Source organism: Cohnella sp. GbtcB17 (assembly GCF_019091135.1).
GTDB lineage: Bacteria > Bacillota > Bacilli > Paenibacillales > Paenibacillaceae > Cohnella.
On the sequence record NZ_JAGXJW010000012.1, the window covers coordinates 65,304 to 85,696 of the forward strand.

The 20,393-nt window shown below is 62.1% G+C and carries 17 protein-coding genes and 1 pseudogene; 5 read left to right on the forward strand and 13 right to left on the reverse strand.

The features are described from left to right. Window positions 1–791 precede the first annotated feature (791 nt). The 9 genes from KVT38_RS08655 to KVT38_RS08695 form a co-directional block, all read right to left on the reverse strand. Window positions 792–1,871: a Gfo/Idh/MocA family protein gene (locus KVT38_RS08655; protein WP_217593301.1), complete on the reverse strand. Its 1,080-nt coding sequence runs from the start codon at window positions 1,869–1,871 to the stop codon at window positions 792–794. Further along, complete coding sequence (locus KVT38_RS08660) at window positions 1,868–2,788, reverse strand: AraC family transcriptional regulator (RefSeq protein ID WP_217593302.1); 921 nt, start codon at window positions 2,786–2,788, stop codon at window positions 1,868–1,870. Before KVT38_RS08660 ends, KVT38_RS08655 begins: the two co-directional genes overlap by 4 nt. A gap of 16 nt (window positions 2,789–2,804) precedes the next feature. After that, window positions 2,805–3,656, reverse strand: a complete 852-nt coding sequence (locus tag KVT38_RS08665; RefSeq protein ID WP_217593303.1) for a sugar phosphate isomerase/epimerase family protein — start codon at window positions 3,654–3,656, stop codon at window positions 2,805–2,807. A gap of 28 nt (window positions 3,657–3,684) precedes the next feature. Then, window positions 3,685–4,860, reverse strand: coding sequence for an N-acetylglucosamine-6-phosphate deacetylase (locus KVT38_RS08670; RefSeq protein WP_217593304.1), 1,176 nt, complete (start codon window positions 4,858–4,860; stop codon window positions 3,685–3,687). Further along, window positions 4,857–5,639 carry a glucosamine-6-phosphate deaminase gene (locus tag KVT38_RS08675; RefSeq protein ID WP_217593305.1) on the reverse strand — a complete coding sequence of 261 codons (783 nt, stop codon included), beginning with the start codon at window positions 5,637–5,639 and terminating at the stop codon, window positions 4,857–4,859. Before KVT38_RS08675 ends, KVT38_RS08670 begins: the two co-directional genes overlap by 4 nt. Beyond that, window positions 5,636–6,682: a Gfo/Idh/MocA family protein gene (locus tag KVT38_RS08680; RefSeq protein WP_217593306.1), complete on the reverse strand. Its 1,047-nt coding sequence runs from the start codon at window positions 6,680–6,682 to the stop codon at window positions 5,636–5,638. The genes KVT38_RS08675 and KVT38_RS08680 overlap by 4 nt, the downstream gene beginning before the upstream one ends. A gap of 4 nt (window positions 6,683–6,686) precedes the next feature. Beyond that, a complete protein-coding gene (locus KVT38_RS08685; protein WP_368859070.1) occupies window positions 6,687–7,541 on the reverse strand; it encodes a sugar phosphate isomerase/epimerase family protein in 855 nt (284 codons plus the stop codon). A gap of 178 nt (window positions 7,542–7,719) precedes the next feature. Further along, window positions 7,720–7,917: a DUF4177 domain-containing protein gene (locus KVT38_RS08690; RefSeq protein WP_217593308.1), complete on the reverse strand. Its 198-nt coding sequence runs from the start codon at window positions 7,915–7,917 to the stop codon at window positions 7,720–7,722. A 26-nt stretch (window positions 7,918–7,943) separates the two neighbouring features. Beyond that, complete coding sequence (locus tag KVT38_RS08695) at window positions 7,944–8,264, reverse strand: hypothetical protein (RefSeq protein WP_217593309.1); 321 nt, start codon at window positions 8,262–8,264, stop codon at window positions 7,944–7,946. A 336-nt stretch (window positions 8,265–8,600) separates the two neighbouring features. Between KVT38_RS08695 and rpoD the strand changes: the two are divergent. After that, window positions 8,601–9,476: pseudogene (gene rpoD / locus KVT38_RS08700) on the forward strand (RNA polymerase sigma factor RpoD); the annotation flags it as partial. A gap of 101 nt (window positions 9,477–9,577) precedes the next feature. On the opposite strand, the gene KVT38_RS08705 reads toward rpoD, so the two are convergent. Beyond that, complete coding sequence (locus KVT38_RS08705) at window positions 9,578–10,705, reverse strand: D-alanine--D-alanine ligase (protein WP_217593310.1); 1,128 nt, start codon at window positions 10,703–10,705, stop codon at window positions 9,578–9,580. A 54-nt stretch (window positions 10,706–10,759) separates the two neighbouring features. Continuing rightward, window positions 10,760–11,839, reverse strand: coding sequence for an amidase domain-containing protein (locus KVT38_RS08710; protein ID WP_368859071.1), 1,080 nt, complete (start codon window positions 11,837–11,839; stop codon window positions 10,760–10,762). Between the two features lie 375 nt (window positions 11,840–12,214). Here KVT38_RS08710 and acnA point away from each other — a divergent pair, with 375 nt between their 5' ends. Next, on the forward strand, window positions 12,215–14,929 hold the full coding sequence (acnA, locus tag KVT38_RS08715) for an aconitate hydratase AcnA (RefSeq protein WP_217593363.1): 2,715 nt from the start codon (window positions 12,215–12,217) through the stop codon (window positions 14,927–14,929). A 124-nt stretch (window positions 14,930–15,053) separates the two neighbouring features. Beyond that, a complete protein-coding gene (locus KVT38_RS08720; RefSeq protein ID WP_217593311.1) occupies window positions 15,054–16,220 on the forward strand; it encodes a SepM family pheromone-processing serine protease in 1,167 nt (388 codons plus the stop codon). A 126-nt stretch (window positions 16,221–16,346) separates the two neighbouring features. Here KVT38_RS08720 and KVT38_RS08725 read toward each other — a convergent pair whose 3' ends face one another. Further along, on the reverse strand, window positions 16,347–17,090 hold the full coding sequence (locus KVT38_RS08725) for an IclR family transcriptional regulator (protein ID WP_217593312.1): 744 nt from the start codon (window positions 17,088–17,090) through the stop codon (window positions 16,347–16,349). 213 nt (window positions 17,091–17,303) lie between these two features. Here KVT38_RS08725 and KVT38_RS08730 point away from each other — a divergent pair, with 213 nt between their 5' ends. Beyond that, window positions 17,304–18,344, forward strand: a complete 1,041-nt coding sequence (locus tag KVT38_RS08730) for an alpha/beta hydrolase (protein WP_217593313.1) — start codon at window positions 17,304–17,306, stop codon at window positions 18,342–18,344. 80 nt (window positions 18,345–18,424) lie between these two features. After that, on the forward strand, window positions 18,425–19,591 hold the full coding sequence (locus KVT38_RS35355) for a superoxide dismutase (protein ID WP_217593314.1): 1,167 nt from the start codon (window positions 18,425–18,427) through the stop codon (window positions 19,589–19,591). Window positions 19,592–19,676: 85 nt separating this feature from the next. Here the strand turns inward: KVT38_RS35355 and KVT38_RS08740 are convergent, their stop codons facing one another. Next, a complete protein-coding gene (locus KVT38_RS08740) occupies window positions 19,677–20,366 on the reverse strand; it encodes a S1 family peptidase (protein ID WP_217593315.1) in 690 nt (229 codons plus the stop codon). Between the last annotated feature and the right edge of the window lie 27 nt (window positions 20,367–20,393).

A 20,393-nucleotide genomic window follows, 5' to 3' on the forward strand; every position in this document is an offset into this window, starting at 1 on the left:
GTTCTAACGGAGACTTCTAGCGGCATGCGCAACGGTCGGCGGGGCAAAGTAGTTCCAACGGGGACTTCTGGCGGCTGGCGCCGTGGTGGGCAGGGCAAAGTAGTTCTAACGGAGACTTCTAGCGGCATGCGCAACGGTCGGCGGGGCAAAGTAGTTCCAACGGGGACTTCTGGCGGCTGACGCAACGGTCAGCGGGTCAAAGTAGTTCCAATGGAGACTTCTGGCGGCTGGCGCCGTGGAGGGCAGGGCAAAGTAGTTCTAACGGAGACTTCCAGCGGCATGCGCAACGGTCGGCGGGGCAAAGTAGTTCCAACGGGGACTTCTGACGGCTGGTGCACCGGTCGGCGGGGCAAAGTAGTTTCAGCAGAGACTTCCCGCAGCAGGCGCCGCGATCGGCGGATCAAAGTAGTTCCAATGGAGACTTCTAGCGGCATGCGCAACGGTCGGCCGATCAAAGTAGTTCCAACGGGGACTTCTGACGGCTGTGCACCGGTCGGCGGGGCAAAGTAGTTTCAGCAGAGACTTCCAGCGGCATGCGCAACGGTCGGCGGATCAAAGTAGTTCCAATGGAGACTTCCAGCGATAGACGCACCGGTCAACGGATCAAAGTAGTTCCAACGGGGACTTCTAGCGGCAGGCGCACCGGTCTGCGGATCAAAGTAGCTCCAACGGAGACTTCTGCCAACTTCCGCACCCTTCGACGATCATCCATCTGCCCAAATTTAAAAACCGTTCTTCGCTATGGCCGAAGAACGGTTTTTTTCGCATAAAAAGGTTCACGCCCTACTGTATTACGCGCTGTAAATCAACGGATTTTGCCGCCTGCACTCTTCCATGACCCACATCTGCTGGCGCACCTGCTCCGGCGTGATCTCGAGCGGCGCGCCTTCCGTCAGCGAGCGGTGCAGCATCAGGTACAGCTTTTCGGTCATGTAGCCGAACAGGCTTTGCCCCTCGGGCAGCGCCATCGACCATTCGTCGCCGTGCCAGGTCAGCGTCTCATTGCAGTAGGCGGGCAGTCCCGCCGCGTTGAACAGCGGCTCCTTCACGAGCTGCTGCGCCGGCGCTTCCTCGGGCTTGAAGTACCGCCACTCCAGATGCTCCGGGCTGCCGTGCAGGCCTCCGTTCGTCCCTTGTATATTGAAGGAATCCTGCGGATAGGCGCAGCAGGACGAGATCTCGATATCGATCGTCGGGCGGCCTGGACCTCGCATAAGGAGCTTCACGTAGTCTTCCGCATCCCCGAACGTATTCGCCCGGTCCATAATGCATGTAATTTGCGGCAGCGCGTCGTTGCCGAACAGCTGCAGCGCCTGGTCGACCGGATGCGGACCGGTGTTCATCAGGTTGCCGCCGTTGTTGCTCTGCAGCGTCTGCCAGTCCCAGCGGCGGGCGAAGCCGTTCATCTCCATGCTCACCTGCACGATGCGGCCGAGCACGCCGGAGTCGATGACGTTGCGAATTTGCTGGAAGGCCGGGTGGTACCTGGACTGCTGGAAAACGGCGAGCAGCTTGCCCGAACGCTTGGACGCCTCGATGAGCCGGTCGACCTCCTCGGGCGTCTTGGCCAGCGGCTTTTCGCACAGGACGTTAAAGCCTTTGTTCAGCAGCTCCAGCGTGATCGGAAAATGCTGATGGCTCGGCGACGCGTTGACGACGAGGTCGAGCGGCTCGCCGGCGACCATTGCCTCCCACGTCTCGTATGCGCGACACCCGAATTCCTCCTCGGCCCGCACCCTGCGCTCCGGAATGGAATCGGCGATCGCCGCGATGCGGTATTGCGCGGGCAGCAGTTCGAGCAGCTTGCCGTGGATGTCGCGGCCGCTGCGGCCCTGTCCGATGATGCCGACCTTTAATGGAGTTGCCGTCATTTGTTCATCCCTCTTTCTCCGATAGGCCCGGCGATGCCGCCGAACGTTTTTTTGTATTCCGTCGGGGTGATGCCCGTGCGCTTCTTGAACGTGCGGATAAAGTGGCTGAGATGCCGGTAGCCGACCTGGAATCCGATCTGCGTGACCGTGAGCGACTGCCGCCGGATGAGCTCCTTCGCCCGCTCGATGCGAACTTCGTTCACGTAATCTATGAACGACTGCCCGGTCACCTGCTTGAACATATGGCTGAAATAAGCCGGCGCCATATTCGCGATATAAGCGCCGTGCTCGAGCGGAATGTCCTGGCTGTAATTGTCGTGCACGTACCGCCTGGCTTCTTCGATCGGCTCTTTGTCGACGGCGGCCGCCTGCTTGCCCGGCTTGCGCCGGACCGCGCGGTATTCGCGCTCCGCCACCATGAGCAGCTTCAGCAGGGACAGCCGGATCGCGAACTCGTAGCCGTTCTCCTTGTGGTCGTATTCGTCCTGCATGTCCTGCAGCAGCTGCAGGACGAGCGGCTGCCTTTGCTTACCGACATGCAGCCAGGAGTATGGCGCGGCCGCGAGCCCCGGCATAAGGTAGCGCTTCAGCGCTTCCTCCATCGGTCCCAGATGACCCTCCAGCAGCTCCGGCGCGAAGTCGGCCATGATCAGCTCGAACGCGCGGTCCTCGATGCCGCTGATGCTGTGACCGGTACCCGGCGCGATAATGAACAGATCCCCTTGGCTGACGGTCAGCGACTTGCCCAGCATCTGGTGATTGCACACCCCGTGGCGGACGTAGACGATCTGGACGTAATCGTGCATATGCAGGCTTTGCTTCAGGGACGGGCTGTCGTAACTGAATATTTTAAAAGGAAACTCCCTGTTCAGCTGGTCTCTGCCGTGGTAATACGGCATATCCAAGTCTTCGTTCATGAAGCACCGCCTATCGTTACGCCGTGGCGATCAGCCTGCGAACCGCCGCGAAGTCGTGTTCCAAACGCTCGTACGCCGGAAACGGCGCATGGCACTCCAGCGTCACCCAATCCGAGTAGCCCGTCTCGCGCAGCGCGTCGAACAGCGGCCGGTGATCGGCTCCGCCCTCGCCCAGCCGGCTTTGCAGGAACAGCTCCCTGCCGTGGCGGGTCGTATCCGCGAACGTGCCCGGCGCGCCCTGCTCGGCGACGCGAAGCTCATCCTTGACGTGGACGTGCATCAAGCGGCGGCCCAGCCGCAGGACGGATTCCCGGCCGTAATCCGTGTCGGTGATGTACATGTTGCCGGCATCGTGAATCATGCCGACGTTGTCGCGCCCGATCAGGTCGAGCAGGCGCAGGCTGCTGTCCACCGTTTCGACGAGCGAGTTGTTGTGAATCTCCATCAGGACGTTGACCTCGTGCTTCGCAGCCTCTTCGGCGATCGCCCTCATCCAATGCGCGGCCTTGGCGTAGTGATAGTCCTGCGCCTTGAAGGCGTTGGGACCGCCGGGGAAAACGCGGATCATACGCGTGCCCAGCACGTCTGCGATCTCGAGCAGCCGCTTGAATTCCTCGAAATATTTCTCCGCCTGGCTGTCGTCCGCATCGGAGAAGCCGCCGATATAGCTGGCCAGAACGGGAATCGGGAGCGCCAGGCTGTCCGAGAGCGCTTTGACCTCCTTGACCCTCGTCATGCTACTGGCCGGGGAGATGTGGGGCTCGCGCGCCGCGATCTCGATTCCGTCCAAGCCCAGCCGTTTCGTCAAATGCATCGCTTCCTGAATGCTGTGCTCGATGAAAACTCCGCTGAATGCCGCAAACTTCATTGTCGTTCCCCCTGTCCTCGATAAACGCTCATCGTTCGCCCGCGCCGGCTTCGCCCGGGTAGACGATCTTCCCGGCCTTGCACGTCCGTTCGATCCGAAGCTTGCCGCCGTCTTGCCTGAACAACGCGATATCCGCCGGGGCGCCTGCGGACAATCCCGCCCCCGCGGGCAGCCGCATAAATCCCGCCGGCCTGACCGAGGCCATGTCCCAAGCGTCCGCCAGGCTCGCGATGCCGCGCTCCGTCATTTGCTCGATGCCCCAGAGGAGCATCTGCGCGGATCCGGCCAGTATCTTCTCCTGCTCCGCCAGATGCAGCCGGCCTTGCGGCGTCAGGACGACGCGGCCGCCGATGTGCGTCGTGTATTCGCCCGGCGGCATGCCGCTCAGGTACACGGCGTCGCTGACGAGCATCGCCTTCTCGCCCTTCGCCTTTATGACGACCTTCAGCACCTGGTCCGGCAGATGAAAGCCGTCCGCGATCAGGCAAGTGTGCAGTTCGTCCTGAGCCAGCTGCTCCCACAGATAGTTCGGATGGCGAGGCAGCATGAGATGGGCGCCGTTGCCGAAGTGCGTCGACAGGCGCGCGCCGGAGGCGACCGCTTCCTTGATCTGCTCGGCAGTGGCGGCCGTATGGCCGATGGACACCGTGACGCCGCTGTCCGTGCAGCGGCGGATGAACGCGCCGCACCCTTCCCACTCGGGCGACAGCGTAAGGATGGCGATGCGGCCGCCGGCCGCTTCCTGCCATTTGCAGAACAGCTCCCAATCGGGTGCTCTGACGAACTCCAGCGCATGCGCGCCGCGCGCGCCGTCCTCGGGCGAGATGAACGGCCCCTCCAGGTGGATGCCCGCGATGCAAGCGGCCGCGTCCGTATCTTGTTCACAAGCTTCGGCGATGGCCGCGACCTGGGAAGCGATCGCCGCCCGCGCGTTCGTGATGACGGTCGGATAGAAGGCGGTCACGCCTTCCCGCCGCAGCTCGCGCGCCACCGTCCCCGGCAGGTCGTGCGGGATCGGCGAGCGGTTGAAGTCGAGCCCGGCGAAGCCGTTGAGCTGAAGATCGACCAGTCCCGGCGCCGCGTACGGCAGCGTGGCCCGCTCGGCCGGGCCGGCATCCACGGGCGCGACCCGCGCGATTTTCCCGGCCTCGACTTCGATCTCCACGGGCTCCCCTGTGCGATAATGGAGCGCCTTGAGGATCATCGTTCCGCCTCCCCGTACGAATCGAGGTCGACGTACAAGGTGCAGTCCGGATGATTTCTCAAAATGGTGGACGGGCAAGCCGTCGCGACCGGCTCGCTGAGCGTGCGCGCTACGGCCTCCCGCTTGGTCGGCCCCGGCACGACGCAATACAGATGTGCGCCGGAGAGAAGCGCGGGCACCGTCAGCGTCAGCGCATGCGTCGGCACCGCGTCGATATCGGGAAAGCAGCCGTCGTTGACCTGCTGTCGTCTGCACGCCTCGTCGAGTTCAACCGGCTTGACGAGCAGGAGGTCGTCGAAGTCGGCAACCGGCGGATCGTTGAAGGCGATATGCCCGTTCTCGCCGATGCCGAGGCAGACGATATCGATCGGCCCCTCCGCCAGCAGCGCCGCATACCGGCTGCATTCGGCTTCGCTGCCGTTCGCGCTGTCGATCAGATGCACCCTGCCCGGTTTAACCCGGTCGAACAGCCTGCCCTGCAGGTAGCGCGCAAACGCTTGGGGAGCGCCAGCAGGCAGCCCCAAATATTCGTCCATATGAAACGCGACAATTCGCGACCAATCGATATCCGGGTCCGACGCCAGCGCGTCCAGCGTCTCGTTCTGCGACGGCGCTGCCGCAAAAATCATGCGGATGACCGGCTTGGTCCGCAGAAGTTCTTTTATTTTCGCAGCGACATCGGATCCTGCCGCCGCGCCCATTTCGCCGCGCGTCCGGTACACCCGGACTTTCAAATCGTCCGCCTTCGCTTCCTTGACGGGCTGCTGCAGAACCGTCATTCGGCTCGCTCCTTCGCTTGATGTTCCCCGATCACAATCTCCGTCCCGCGGCTCGCGCTATCATAGATCGCCTCGACCAGCCTGACCGCCCGCCAGCCGTCCTCGCCCGAGCTGAGCGGCTCGGTTCCGGTCTCGATAGCGGCGATAATGTCGAGGAACTGGCTCTGGTGAAACTCCGTGACGATGCTCTTCGGATCGGTCACGCCGCCGTAGGCCTGCTCCTGCGCCCAGTTCGGCCGCTCCCAGCCGGGTACCGCCCAGCGCACGATCGAGCTGCCCTCGAGCTTGATCGTTCCTTGCTCGCCGTACAGCGTGACCGTGGCGGGATAACCCGGCTGCACGCTCGTCGAAGCCATCACCGTGCCGTACGCGCCGCTCTCGAATTGCAGGATCGCCAGCCCCAGGTCTTCGGCCTCCATGCGGTGCGTGAGCGTGGCCGTCTTGCCGAATACCGTGCGCGCGTCTCCCGCGAACCACAGCAGCAGGTCCAGGCCGTGAATGCCCTGGTTCATAAGCGCCCCGCCGTCCTGGGCGATCGTGCCGCGCCATTCGGCGCTGTCGTAGTAGGCTTGGGTCCGGTAAAAAGGAAGCGTCATCTCCGCCAGCAGCAGTCTGCCGAGCGCGCCCGCGTCCAGCACCCGCTTGATCAGCTGGTTGTTGGCCTCGAACCTGCGCTGGGCGATCGACGAGAGGACGAGGCCGCGCTCGCGGGCCGTGTCCGCCATTCGCCGCGCATCCCGCGCGCTCATCGCCATCGGCTTTTCTACGATCAGATGCTTGCCCGCGTTCAGCGCATCGAGCCCGATGGACGCATGGCTGCCGCTCGAGGTCGTCACGCAGACGATGTCGATATCGTCACGGCCGAGCAGCTCCCGGTAGTCGGTGACCCAATCGCAGCCTTCCCGCTCCGCGAGCGCCCGCGCCCGGCTCTCGGTTCTGCTGGAGACCGCGACCAGCTTCGCGTCATCGATCTGTCCGATCGCCTCGACATGCCTCTCCGCGATATCCCCGCAGCCGATAAGCCCGAACCTCCATTGCGCCATTCGCCTACACCTCCTTCGCAAGCGCGCGCAGCGCGTCGAGCGTCATGCGGGTCCCCGTCATCCGGCTGCCGCCTGCGGGCACGAAGTGCGTCTCGATCGTAAAAAGCCCTTCGTAGCCGTCCGCCGCGAGCGCCCTCAGCTGCGCGATGACCGGCACGTCTCCGGAGCCGAGCGGCACGCAGCGCGCCTTGCCGTCGGGACCGAAGCAGGCGTCCTTCAGATGCACGTGGGCCGCATACGGTTTGATCGTCTCGTAGCCTAGCGGGTACGCTTCATTGCCTGCATGCGCCTCGTTGCCCGGATCCCACAGCGCGCGCAGCGCCGGCGAATCGACCGCGCGGACGAGCTCCGCCACCTCGCGCGCCGAGCCGCCGTTGCACGAAGCTTCGTTTTCGAGCAGCAGCGTCACGCCCGCCTGGCTCGCGATATCTGCCGCGCGCCGAAGGTGCCCGGCGATCTCCTCCGCATAGCGCTCCGGCTCCCGCTCGCGCCAGAAGGAGAAAATCCGTATCCGCGTCGTGCCCATCAGCTCCGCCAGCGCGATCACTCGCGACAGCTTGTCGAAGTGAGCCTCGACGCTCTCCTCCGGGGCGCCGAACGTGTCGCCGGTCGCGACCGGTCTCGCGGGATCCAGCGCGCACTTGAACACCGGCGAGGCGATCGCGGATATGTACAGCCCCCTCGCCTCCGCCAGTCGGCGGACCTTCATCGCCTGTTCGTCGCTCAGACTCGCTGCATTTTGCCCGTCGACGACCCGTACCTCCACATGCGCCAGTTCCTGCTCAGCCGCCCAGTCCAGCGCTTCCTCGTAACGGTCGGACACTTCGTCCGTCAGCACGCCCAATCTGCTTAAGAACACTCGCACGCCCCCTTCGCCACGCTTTCTTCCTCTACTATAGCAACATCGCGTCCATAGAAGTTGACGTTTTTTGCGAAGGTATTTTACATTTTTTAAGGATGCAAAAAAGCCCTCGGCCATAAGACCGAGAGCTTCGTGCATATGTAGATCGAGCGGGTCTGCCGCTCTTGCGTTTCTTCTATAGTTGACGTTTGAAAACGACGATGATGTCGCGGGAAGCGCCTTGTCCCTGACTCGTATCGAAGCAGGACACCAGCTCCCAGCCTTCATACCCGTAGCGGTTCAGCTCGTCCTGGAACTCCTGCTCGTCGACCTTGCCGCCCAGCCAGCCGCCGGTCTTGTACTTCAACGTGCAATATTCCCACTTCGCTCCCATCGCGGTTTCTCCTCCCCAGTGTGCGCTTAGGCCTGCTGTTCCCCAAAAAACATCTCGTGCGCAAGCGCCGTCTGGATGCGCGATTCTTCGTCAGTGAGCTTGCGGATCAGCTCCATCTCGACCTCCGTCACTTCTTCCCCTTGGAAGTTGATCTCGGCGATCGAGGCGACGATCCGGACGATGGCGACCGCTTTGTTGTCGGGCGCGTATGCGATGACCTTCTGTCCCGTGGGAAATACGCGGAACTGCTTCTTGACCATCTTGCCCCGCCCATACTCAAGCAGCTCGTACAGCTCCTGCTCGGACTTGAATTTACATACCGAATTGAATTCCGTCTGGAATCCCATTTGCATCCCTCCGACCTTAGGCTTGTGCTGCTATTATAAACCGTAGACCGCCCGCAAAGAAAGGCAGCGTCGTCCGATCAAACCAAAAAGGACCGGCACCCGGCTCGTCCGAAAACGAAGCGCAAGGTCCGGTCCAAAATAATTCGAAGTTGATGTTGTATAAAAGCCTAGCTCGTGATATAATGAGAAATGGTACTTATCAGACATCCAACTCATAAACTTCCTACTTCAGGATAGCACATACTTCTTCGGATGTCAATTCCCGTTATTCTAGACCGTTCCGCCCAGCACTTTTACCGGATGGAGGGATGCGCTTTGACGATGGATACCGATTCTTCCGTTGTCGACTTCATGGACGACGACCTGAAGGTGCCTGCGGGCATTCGAATGGACGATCCGGTCCGCATGTATCTGAAGGAGATCGGCCGCGTGCCTCTGCTGACGGCCGACGAAGAGATCGCGCTTGCTCATCGGATCGAGGAAGGCGACGAAGCAGCCAAGCAGCGTCTGGCCGAAGCCAACCTTCGACTGGTCGTCAGCATAGCAAGACGGTATGTGGGACGCGGCATGCTGTTCCTCGACTTGATTCAAGAGGGCAACATGGGCTTGATCAAGGCTGTCGAGAAATTCGATCACCGCAAGGGCTTCCGCTTCAGCACGTACGCCACGTGGTGGATCCGCCAGGCGATCACCCGCAGCATCGCGGACCATGCGCGCACGATCCGGATTCCCGTTCATATGGTGGAGACGATCAACAAGCTCGTCCGCATCTCCCGGCAGCTTCTGCAGGAGCTCGGCCGCGAGCCGACGCCCGAGGAGATCGCCCAGGCGATGGATATCACGATCGACAAGGTCCGCGAGATCATGAAGATCTCGCAGGAGCCCGTGTCGCTCGAGATGCCGATCGGCGAGGAGAACGACTCCCGGCTCGGCGAGTTCATCGAAGACCAGGACGCGCCGGAGCCTGCCGACGCGGCGGCGTTCGAGCTGATGCGCGAGCAGCTCGAGGACGTGCTCGATACGCTCACCGAGCGCGAGGAGAGCGTGCTGCGCCTCCGGTTCGGCCTCGACGACGGCCACACGCGGACGCTCGAGGAAGTCGGCAAGGCGTTTGGCGTCACCCGCGAACGCATCCGGCAGATCGAGGCGAAGGCGCTGCGCAAGCTGCGCCATCCGAGCCGCAGCCGCCGGCTGAAGGATTTTCTGGACTGAGATTTAAAAAAGCACCGCCGTCAGCGTTGACGGCGGTGCTTTTTAGTTGCACGGCTTTTCAGGCTACCTCGCCCAGATGGCCTGTCGGCCGTTCTTCCCGATCAACCGCCGTAGTCGATCAACTGCTTCTCGGCATGTCGGGCGAGCGCAAGCTCGATCAGCGTGTCCAGCAGCTCGCGATAGGAGACGCCCGTCTCCTGCCAGAGCAGCGGATACATGCTGAACGGCGTGAAGCCCGGCATCGTGTTGACTTCGTTGATCAGCAGCGCGCCGTCGCTTTTGCGCAGGAAAAAGTCCGCGCGGCACAGTCCCGCCCCGTCGATCGCGAGAAATGCCCGGACCGCCATCTCGCGAACGGCCAGCGCCGTCTCTTCGGGAATTTCCGCCGGGATGATCATGGCGGATTTACCGTCAATATACTTAGCCTTATAATCGTAGAACTCGTTCGAGCTGACGATCTCGCCGGCGACCGATGCCCGCGGCTCGTCGTTGCCCAGGACGGCGACCTCGATCTCCCGCGCGTCGACGAACTCCTCCACGATCACCTTGCGATCGTATCGCAGCGCTTCTTCGACGGCCGCGGCGAGCTCCTCGCGATTGCGCGCCTTGGAGACGCCGACGCTGGAGCCGAGATTGGCGGGCTTCACGAAGCTTGGATAACCGATCCCCCGCTCGATGCCGTCAAGTAACGCTTCCCGCTCTTTGTTCCAGTGATATCGCGTAAACGACCTGTACCCCACCTGAGGCAAGCCGGCAGCCGCGAACATCGTTTTCATCGCCGCTTTGTCCATGCCGACCGAGGAGGCAAGCACTCCGGCCCCGACGTACGGCAGGTTCGCCATCTCGAGCAAGCCTTGTATCGTTCCGTCCTCGCCGAAGGTGCCGTGCAGCAGCGGGAACACGACGTCCACCGAGCCTAGCCCCTCGCGAACGCCGGCTTCCGCTACCGCCGAATCGGACATGCCCTGCATCAGCGGAATGAGCGACGATCCGGTCGCTCCCGCTTCGCCGGCCGGCTCGAACTGCAGCTCCGCGACGGCCGCGGGCGGCGCCGCAAGCAGCGAGCCCGGACGCCATCTGCCTTCCTTCGTTATATAATAAGGAATAAGTTCGTATTTGTCGTAATCGAATGCCTTCAGCACCGCCAGCGCGGTCTGGAGCGATACTTCATGCTCGCCCGAGCGGCCGCCGTAGACGAGCCCGACGCGAATCCTCTGTCCAGTTCCCATTGTCAGCTTGACCTCCGCCTTGTTCGACTGCCTCGAATATTCGCCCTTTGAATGTTAGAAAATCGACTCGATACGATAAAAGCGATACCGGGTGTTCTCCGTCCAGGCGTAGGAATCGCGATAATCCCAGTACCGGTGCCTGCTGGGCACGGTATTGGCATTGACCAGCGGCATGCCGTCCGGGGCGGTCGCCGTCACGATCGTATTGTGCCTGAATTGGCCGTTGCCGTCCCAATCGTAGCAAATGACGTCGCCCGGCGACAGCTGCTCGGGACGCTCCATGCGCACCGCCCGCAGCCCGACAGGCCGCGACTGGCTCAAAAAATGCTGGAGGCTGTTTGCAACCGCCCAGCTGTAGCTCCAGCGCTCCTGTCCGCCCGACAAGCCGTGATACCACCAGCCCGATTCTCTTTTCCCAGTATAGTTCATGGGCGCGCCCCCTGCAAAGAGACACTGAGACACATAGTTCGTGCAGTTCACCTCGAAAAGCTCGTACGCCGGATTGGCCTTATCCCACCATGCCTCGGCATAGGCGACCGCGGCATCGCGATCGTAAAGCCCTCTCCCGGCGGGAGCTCCCCCGTTTGGATTCGCCCATGGCGCAGCTTGAGCGCCGCTCGGTATTCCCTGCCAAGCGGCGTGCCAGTCCCGGGCCGGCATAAACGGAACGGACGGCGCTACCGGCCAGTCGCCGACCGCACCCAAGGCTCCATCCGTGCCGGATCCCAGCAGCGCTGCGGAGAAGCGTTCGTCGCCCAGCGGTTCGGCGCGGTCCAATCGCCACTCGCCGCCGAAGGGGACGAGCCGGATTCGTTCGCGTTCGATTCGTTCTTCTGCATACGCCGCCTCGCCGGTGCCGCAGCTTCTGGCGATCGTCAGCTGCAGATCCGCGAACGCCTCCTTCTCCCCGGCGCTCCATCGCACGACGCGCGCACGAATCTCGCCCCGCCTCGGCTTCGCCGCCGCAAACGCGTCGCGCCGCCTAAGCGCGCGCATCCGGCGTTCCAGCCGCCGGCGGTGCGCCTCGTCGCCGATCCGCATCAGCGCGTCGGGCGAGCGGTTCAAGTCCGCTTCGTTAACCGCGTCCACATATTCGACCAGCGCCTTCTTTACCCGTTCGTCCAATTCCGGCACCGGACTCCCCTCCCGTACGGCACAGATTGCATCCGTTCAAATGTATGTCGGCCGCGGCCATTCCATGCCAGCGACTGATTCGTGTGCTGCCGTGGGAAAGTAAAACCGATATTGCGCCTCCTCCTTTACACGTCTCCCCCGGATGATCCCCTACGTTTGCGGCATGCTAATCCTCATGCAATAGCGGCCGTTTTCCCCTCATTGGTAACAAACTAGACACAATCTCTCTTTACTGCGCGTCTGGATAACGCTATAATGATGAGGAAGGTTTAATTTTGAAATCGGGTTTCACAGAATGAAACGTAAACGAGAATTTTTCTCATCCTCGCTTCGCTCTATTTTTATGAAATCCGTGCAATCTTATCTAGGAGGCCGATTATTTTGTCTACCCTTCCGTACAACGTACAGGCCGATCTGCAGGCAGCGGGCAACACGTATCGCTACTACAACCTGCAAGGTCTGGAAGAGCAAGGCCTGGGCGCCGTGTCCAAGCTGCCTTTCTCGATGAAAGTCCTGCTTGAAGCCGCCATCCGTCAATTCGACGGACGCGCCATCACGCTGGAGCATGTCAAGCAAATCGCCAACTGGGCGAACGGCCGCGAAGATAAGGAAGTTCCATTCATCCCTGCCCGCATCGTGCTGCAAGACTTCACCGGCGTACCGGTCGTCGTCGATCTCGCCGCGATGCGCGAGACCGTGAAGCAAGCCGGCGGCGATCCGAAGCGCATCAATCCGCTCGTTCCCGTCGACCTGGTCATCGACCACTCCGTCATGGTCGACGCATTCGGCACCGCGGACGCGCTGCAAACCAACATGGACCTCGAGTTCGAGCGCAACGAAGAACGCTATCGTTTCCTGCGTTGGGCGCAAACCGCGTTCGATAACTTCAGAGCCGTTCCTCCGGCAACCGGTATCGTTCACCAGGTTAACCTCGAGTACCTGGCATCCGTCGCCGCCACCAAGACCAAGAACGGCGTCACCGAAGTGTATCCGGACTCGCTCGTCGGTACGGACTCCCACACGACGATGATTAACGGCCTTGGCGTCGTAGGCTGGGGCGTCGGCGGCATCGAAGCCGAAGCAGGCATGCTCGGCCAGCCGCTGTACTTCGTCATGCCCGAAGTCATCGGATTCCGCCTGACCGGCAGCCTGGCAGAGGGCGCTACGGCAACCGACCTCGCGCTGACCGTCACTCAGATCCTCCGGAAAAAGGGCGTCGTCGGCAAATTCGTCGAGTTCTTCGGCCCGGGCCTGTCGAACATCAGCCTGGCCGACCGTGCTACGGTCGCCAACATGGCGCCGGAATACGGCGCGACGATCGGTATCTTCCCGGTCGACAACGAGACCCTGAACTACCTGCGCCTCACCGGCCGCGACGAGAAGCAAATCGAACTCGTCGAAGCCTACTACAAAGCGCAAGGCATGTTCCGCACCGACGACACGCCGGATCCGACGTTCACGGACGTCATCGAGCTCGACCTCTCCACCATCGTACCGAGCCTTGCAGGTCCGAAGCGTCCGCAAGACCGCGTCGAGCTGACGGCGATGAAGGAAGAGTTCAACAACATCATCCGCACGCCGATCGACAAGGGCGGCTACGGCCTCTCCGACGAGAAGATCGCACAAACCGCGCCGGTCAAGCACCGCAACGGCCAGGCGAGCACGCTCACGACGGGCGCCGTCGTCATCGCGGCCATCACGAGCTGCACGAACACGTCGAATCCGAGCGTCATGATCGGCGCCGGTCTCGTCGCGAAGAAGGCAGTCGAGCGCGGTCTGACGAAGCCCGCTTACGTCAAAAGCTCGCTGACCCCGGGTTCGCTCGTCGTTACCGACTACCTGATCAAGGCCGGCGTGCTTCCTTACCTGGAGAAGCTCGGCTTCTACGTCGCAGGCTACGGTTGCGCGACCTGTATCGGCAACTCCGGCCCGCTGCCTGACGAAGTCAGCCAAGCGATCGCGGACAACGACATGACCGTCGCCGCAGTCCTCTCGGGCAACCGGAATTTCGAAGGCCGCGTGCACGCACAGGTCAAGGCGAACTATCTCGCTTCGCCGCCACTCGTTATCGCTTACGCGCTGGCCGGCACGGTCAACATCGACCTGGTCAACGACCCGATCGGCTACGACCCGAACAACGTGCCGGTCTACCTGAAGGATATCTGGCCGACCAACGAAGAGATCCAGCAAGCCGTATCCGCGTCGCTCGATCCCGAGATGTTCCGCAAGAAGTTCGAGAACGTCTTTACGCAAAACGAGCAGTGGAACAAGATCCCCGTGCCGGAAGGCGAGCTGTACGAGTGGGACGACAAGTCGACCTACATCGCGAACCCGCCGTTCTTCACCGATCTGGGCGACCAGCCGGGCGACATCGGCGATATCAAGCGCGCCAACGTGCTGGCCCTGCTCGGCGATTCGGTCACGACGGACCACATCTCTCCTGCGGGCAACATTAAGGTCGACAGCCCTGCCGGCGAGTACCTGATCAAGCACGGCGTCGACAAGAAGGACTTCAACTCGTACGGTTCCCGTCGCGGCAACCACGAGGTCATGATGCGCGGCACGTTCGCCAATATCCGGATCCGCAACCAGGTCGCTCCGGGCACCGAAGGCGGCGTGACGACGTACCTGCCGACCGGCGAGATCATGTCGATCTACGACGCGTCGATGAAGTACCAGAAGAACAAGACGAATCTGGTCGTCATCGCCGGCAAGGAATACGGCACCGGCTCCTCGCGCGACTGGGCGGCCAAGGGCACGTTCCTCCTGGGCGTCAAGGCGGTCATCGCCGAGAGCTTCGAGCGTATCCACCGTTCGAACCTTGTAGGCATGGGCGTGCTGCCGCTGCAGTTCCAGCCGGGTCAAGGCTGGAAGACGCTCGGTATCAGCGGTCACGAGAAGTTCGATATCGAAGGCCTCTCGAACGACGTGCAGCCGGGTCAGACGATCACCGTCAACGCGACGCGCGAAGACGGCACGACCTTCTCCTTCCCGGTCATCGTTCGCCTCGACTCGCTGGGCGACGTCGTCTACTACCGCAACAGCGGCATCCTGCAGACCGTTCTGCGCCAGATGATCGCGAATCAATAATTCGTTCATGCCCAGCCGTATCCCGGGGTCGCTCCCGGCGATACGGCTTTTTCACGTCGCGGCGGCGCCCGTCTCCCTTTTGTTTGGGAAACGGGATGGGGATACGCTATAATGAGGGACGGAGGTGACGATCGCATTGTCAACCGAGAACAAAGGCTTTATCCGGCGCTACAGACCGGCGATCATCCTCGCGGCGCTCATCGTCGTCGTCATCGTCGCCAGCAATTGGTCCTTGCCGTACGTCCTGTACGGTCCGGGTTCGGCAGAGCCCGTGCACCCTCGCGTCGAGACGGACCACAGGGTCGATCAGAAGGGCGCCCTGCTCTTCACGACCGTATCGTCCTACTCCAAACCGAACGTATTCTCCCTCATATATGCCTGGCTGAATCCCAAGATGGATATCCAGACGCAGGCCAAGGCGACCGGCGGCACGGTCAATCTCGGCGCCTACCGCAACCTGATGGCCTGGATGAGAGACAGCTCGGAGGCTAACGCCCTGCTCGCGGCCTATACGGCGATGAACAAGAAGATCGACGTAAAGGAACAGGGCATCATCGTCAATTCGTTCATCAAGGAGACGAAGGCGCGGGAGCACGGTCTGCAGGAAGGGGATATCATCACCTCGGTGGACGGCGTCAAAGCGAACAACGCGGAGGAGCTCAGCAAGTATCTGGCCTCCAAAAAAGCGGGGGACACGGTCAAGCTGACGGGCACGCGCGGGGGGAAGGCATTTACCGCGAGCGTGCCGCTCATCGAGATGCCGGGCACGGGCAAGCCGGGCGTCGGCTTCACCAATCAGACCGTGCTCAAGGTGACGCCGCCGGACAAGGTCAAGTTCGACTTCGAGGACACGGGCGGGCCGTCCGCAGGCCTTATGATGACGCTCGAGATCATCTCGCAGCTGCAGGGCAAGGACCTGACCAAGGGCTACCGGATCGCGGGCACGGGGACGATCGCTGCGGACGGCAGCGTCGGACTCATCGGCGGCATCCAATACAAGCTCATGGCGGCGGACCGTGAAAAGGCGGACTACTTCCTCGTCCCCTACACGCGCGTTGCCGCCGACCATTGGCAGGACAACGAAAAAATCGCGCCGAAGGACGCCATCAACGCCGTGCTGAACGGCTTCGGCAATTGGAGCCTCGCGCAGCAGACGGTCGCCGACCTGAAGCTGAAGCCGAAGCTCGTGCCGGTCGCGTCTTTGCAGGACGCGCTCGATTTCCTGAACAGCCTGGAGCCGAAAAAAGACGGGAGCGCGACGAGTCCGTCGCCTAGCGCCAAAGCCTCGTGAGCGAAGCGAGCGCATATGAAAAGAAAGAGCCCTGTTCGCCGTTTAGACGGCGGGCAAGGCTCTTTTTGGCGAGCGGTGAGAATGGGTTGTGCGCGATGTGCGCAACTGCAACTGCCGGCAGTGCGGCTAATCGAGCAGCGCGCCCATGCGCGTAGCCGCGCCGATGATCGCAGAAGCGCGCTCCTCCATAACGTCCGGCGTCAGCCTGTTGGAAGGGCCGGAGACGGCGAGCGCGGCGACCAGCTTGCCCGAACGGCTGAAGATCGGCGCCGCTACGGCGGCAGCGCCCGGCTCCCTCTCCTCGAAGCTGGTTGCATAGCCGGCAGCCACGACTTCGTCCAGCTGCTTCGCATAGGACGGCCCCCGCAGCCCCGCAGGCCACGACGGATCGCTCAGCAGCGCCTCGCGCGTATTGCTCTCCTCGAACGCCAGCAGCACCTTGCTGGAGGCGCCTACCGACAGCGGCAGCCGGATGCCCACCTGCGCGACCCGGCGGATCGCCTGCCTGCTCTGCACCGCCTGAATCCGCACGCGCTCGAGGCGGTCGCGAATATACAGGCTGACCGTCTCGCCCATCTGATCCCGCAGCTTCTCCATCTCGCCGATGAGCACGACCGTCGGATCGTCCGACCGCGCGAAGTGCGCGGACAGCTCCAGTACGCGAAGTCCGAGCCTATATTTGTCCGTTGCGTCGTCCCGGATGACGAAGCCCTTCTCCTCGAGCGTCGCGAGCAGCCGATGAACGGTGCTCTTGTGCAGCCCGCACTTCGCCGCCAGCTCCGTCAGGCTCCATTCGCTCCCTGTCGTGAACACGAGCAGGATGTCGAGGGCGCGTTCGACGGCGCGCACGGTTTTCTTTTCCTCTTCCAACGGGATCGCCTCCGTTTCACCACATGAAACCTAGTTACACTGAGTATAACTCACTACCGCCTCAACGTAAATCTCCAAAGCTAGTATTACAGTTCGATTACATATGCCTAACAAAACGACAATGTCCGTTGACGCTTTAGGCCGTAAGCCCTAAATTTAAATTATCAGATAATAATGCGCTTTCAGTGCTAGATTGATAGGAGGCGATCCCCCATGAGCACCACTGTCCTGACGCCTATGCCTCTTCACGCCGGATCGCTTCACCTCGAAGAAGAATCCCCGCGCCTCACCGCCGCCCGCCGTCTCGCCCGTATTTTCGGGATCGCCACCGCTTCGCTCGCATGCGCCGCCGTGCTGATCGTGTTCGGACTTTATGGCTATGTGAGCTGGGTCTTCACCCATCCGCCCGTCGCCGCGTTGAATACGAACCCGATGTCCGCCAAAGGTCTCGCTTACGACGATATCTCCTTCCCGGGGGCGAACGGCGGCCGCATGACGGACGGCTGGTGGATCCCCGCCTCGGCAGCCAGCGTTCGCACGGTCGTGCTCAGCCACGGCTTCGGCGCCAACCGGGAAGAATACTGGGTTCCCATGTACGACATCGCCGATATGCTGCACAAGCAGAACTATAACGTGCTGATGTTCGACTACGGCTACGCGGATCCGAACGCCAGGTCGGCCGCGACGTTCGGCATAGGCGAATCGAAGCAGCTCGTCGGCGCTTTGGAATATGCGAGAGAGAAAGGCTCGAGCGAGCTGATCGTCTGGGGCTTCTCCATGGGCGCCGGCACCGCGCTCCAAGCTGCCCTGCAGACGTCCCTGATCGACGGCATGATCCTCGACAGCACCTTCGTGACGAACGGAGACACGATCGCCTACAATTTGAAGCGCTACGGCGCCTTGCCTTCCCGGTTGACGATGAACCTGCTCTCCCTATTCACGCCGCTTTGGGCCGGCATTCGGCTCGACCAGATCCCGTCCGACGAGATTCAGTCCACGGCCTACAGCTTCCCATTGCTGCTCATCCACGGCACGCGGGACGACAAATCCCCGTACGAAATTTCCGAACGGATCGCCAAGGCGCAGACGAACGCGGACTCTTCCCTCTGGCTCGTCAAGGACGCGATTCATGAGATGGTATTCCGCACGCACCCGGAGGAATACGTCGCGCGCACGACTGCCTTCCTCCAGACCGTCGATACCGACTTCACGGCCAGCCGCGTGACCAACATGGGCATGCTGGAGTCCGCCTGACCGCACCCGGTATGGGACAGCTCTCGCCCCGCATACGATGGGAACGAAGCCATCATCAGGGACGAAGGGAGGCTGGTCCTATGCTGCCAAGCAAGGTGCTCGCCCAGCTGATCGACAGTAAATGGCGCGAATACCGGCATGCGCAATCGCTGCTCGAAGCGGTGCCCGGTCTGGAGCCGCCTTATGCGGAGCTGCTGCGTCAATGGGAAAGCGCGCTGGGCAAAACGATCGCGGCCGCGCAATTCGCTGCGCAAGAGCAGGCGACCGACGACGCGCAGGGCATCTACGTAGAGGCGCCGGCCAGAGAGGCAAGGGTGCGGAGCCTGATCGCCGAGGCGATGCTCCAGACCCGCGAATTCGGCAAGCATCTGCTGCTTATGGGGAGCGGCAGCGAAGCCGTTCGCCGGTTCGGTCAAGACATCCGGCTCCCAGCCGATTCATCCGACGACGCCGAGAGCGGCGACTACGGCGGGCCGGAGCCCGCGGATGCCGCTCGGGCGCCGGGAACCAAAAAAGCGCCGGCGGGAACGGCCGGTTCGCCTGGCGGAGGGACAGCCGGCGGGACAGCCGCGTCTCCATCCGCGGCGCCAGTGTCCGCCGCGGCGAGCGCCGGCGCCGCGCCCGTGCCGATCGGCGGCCACAAGCTGCCGCCGCTGCCCTACGCCTACAACGCGCTCGAGCCCTACATCGACGAGATGACGATGCGCATCCACCACGACAAGCACCATCAGACGTACGTCGACGATTTGAACAAGGCCGAGCTCAAGCTGGCGGAGGCGAGGCGCAAAAACGACTTCGGGCTCGTCAAGCACTGGGAGCGCGAGCTGGCGTTTAATGGGGCCGGGCATTACCTGCACACGCTGTTCTGGGATACGATGACGCCGGGCGGCGGCGGCAATCCGTCAGGCCCGCTCGCGGATCAGATCGCGAAGGACTTCGGCAGCTTCGACGCCTTCAAGCGGCAGTTCTCCGAAGCAGCGGGCAAGGTCGAAGGCGGCGGCTGGGCGATTCTCGTCTGGAGCCCAAGGGCGCACCGCCTGGAGATTCTGACCGCCGAGAAGCACCAGAACCTGTCGCAATGGGATAACGTGCCGATCCTCCCGCTCGACGTGTGGGAGCATGCCTATTATTTGAAGCATCAGAACAAGCGTGCCGACTACGTCAAGGATTGGTGGAACGTCGTGAACTGGCCTTACGCCACCGCCCGGTTCGAGGAAGCGCGCAAGCTGAAGTGGCCGCCGTATTGAAATTGATCGCAAACAAAAAAGCCCCGCCGGGTCCCGAACGAATGCGTCGGAGATCCGGCAGGGCTTTTATTTTGATAAATAAGCGTTACTTCAATGTCGTTGGCAGCAGGCTGCGAACGTCATTCGTGTTCACCGCGAGATGGATATTGTCCATCGTACGCAACGAGCCCGATATGATGCCGACCAACTGTCCCTTCTCGTCGATCAATGGACCGCCCGACATTCCGCTCACGATCTGGGCCGAAGTGAGTACCCGGCTCCTGCCGTTAATCATCGCGTCCGGCGAATTGACGATGCCTTCGGTGATGATCGGTGTGTTTTTGAGGGGATAGCCCAGCGCAAATACCTTCTCCCCGTAATCCAACACTTCTTTGCGCACCGACAGGAACGGATACGCTCCGCCTTTGACCTTCGCCGATTTAGGGTCCGGCAACTGGATGACGGCCGCATCGGTCAGTTCGTTGTAGTTCAACACCTTAATGGGACTGACGACCGTCCCGTCGGCGAGCACGCCTTCAAACCGATCCGCTCCTTTGACGACATGGTAGGCGGTAGCTGCCGTTCCTCCAGCCGACAGGATGACGCCGGTCCCGGTGGCGCTCGCGTTGCCGTCGCCGTTCAGCACGCGCAGGTAGAACGTGGCGTTCTTGGCCAGCTTGTAGCCTTCCTCGGCGTTGTAGGGAGCGGGTGCATCCGCGCTCGTCGTACCGACACTGAAGAAAAGAACGGTTATAAGCGAAAACAAGATGCCGAATGCGATGCCTTTTTTCTTCAAGCTCGGTTCCCCCGATCTTAGGCACGG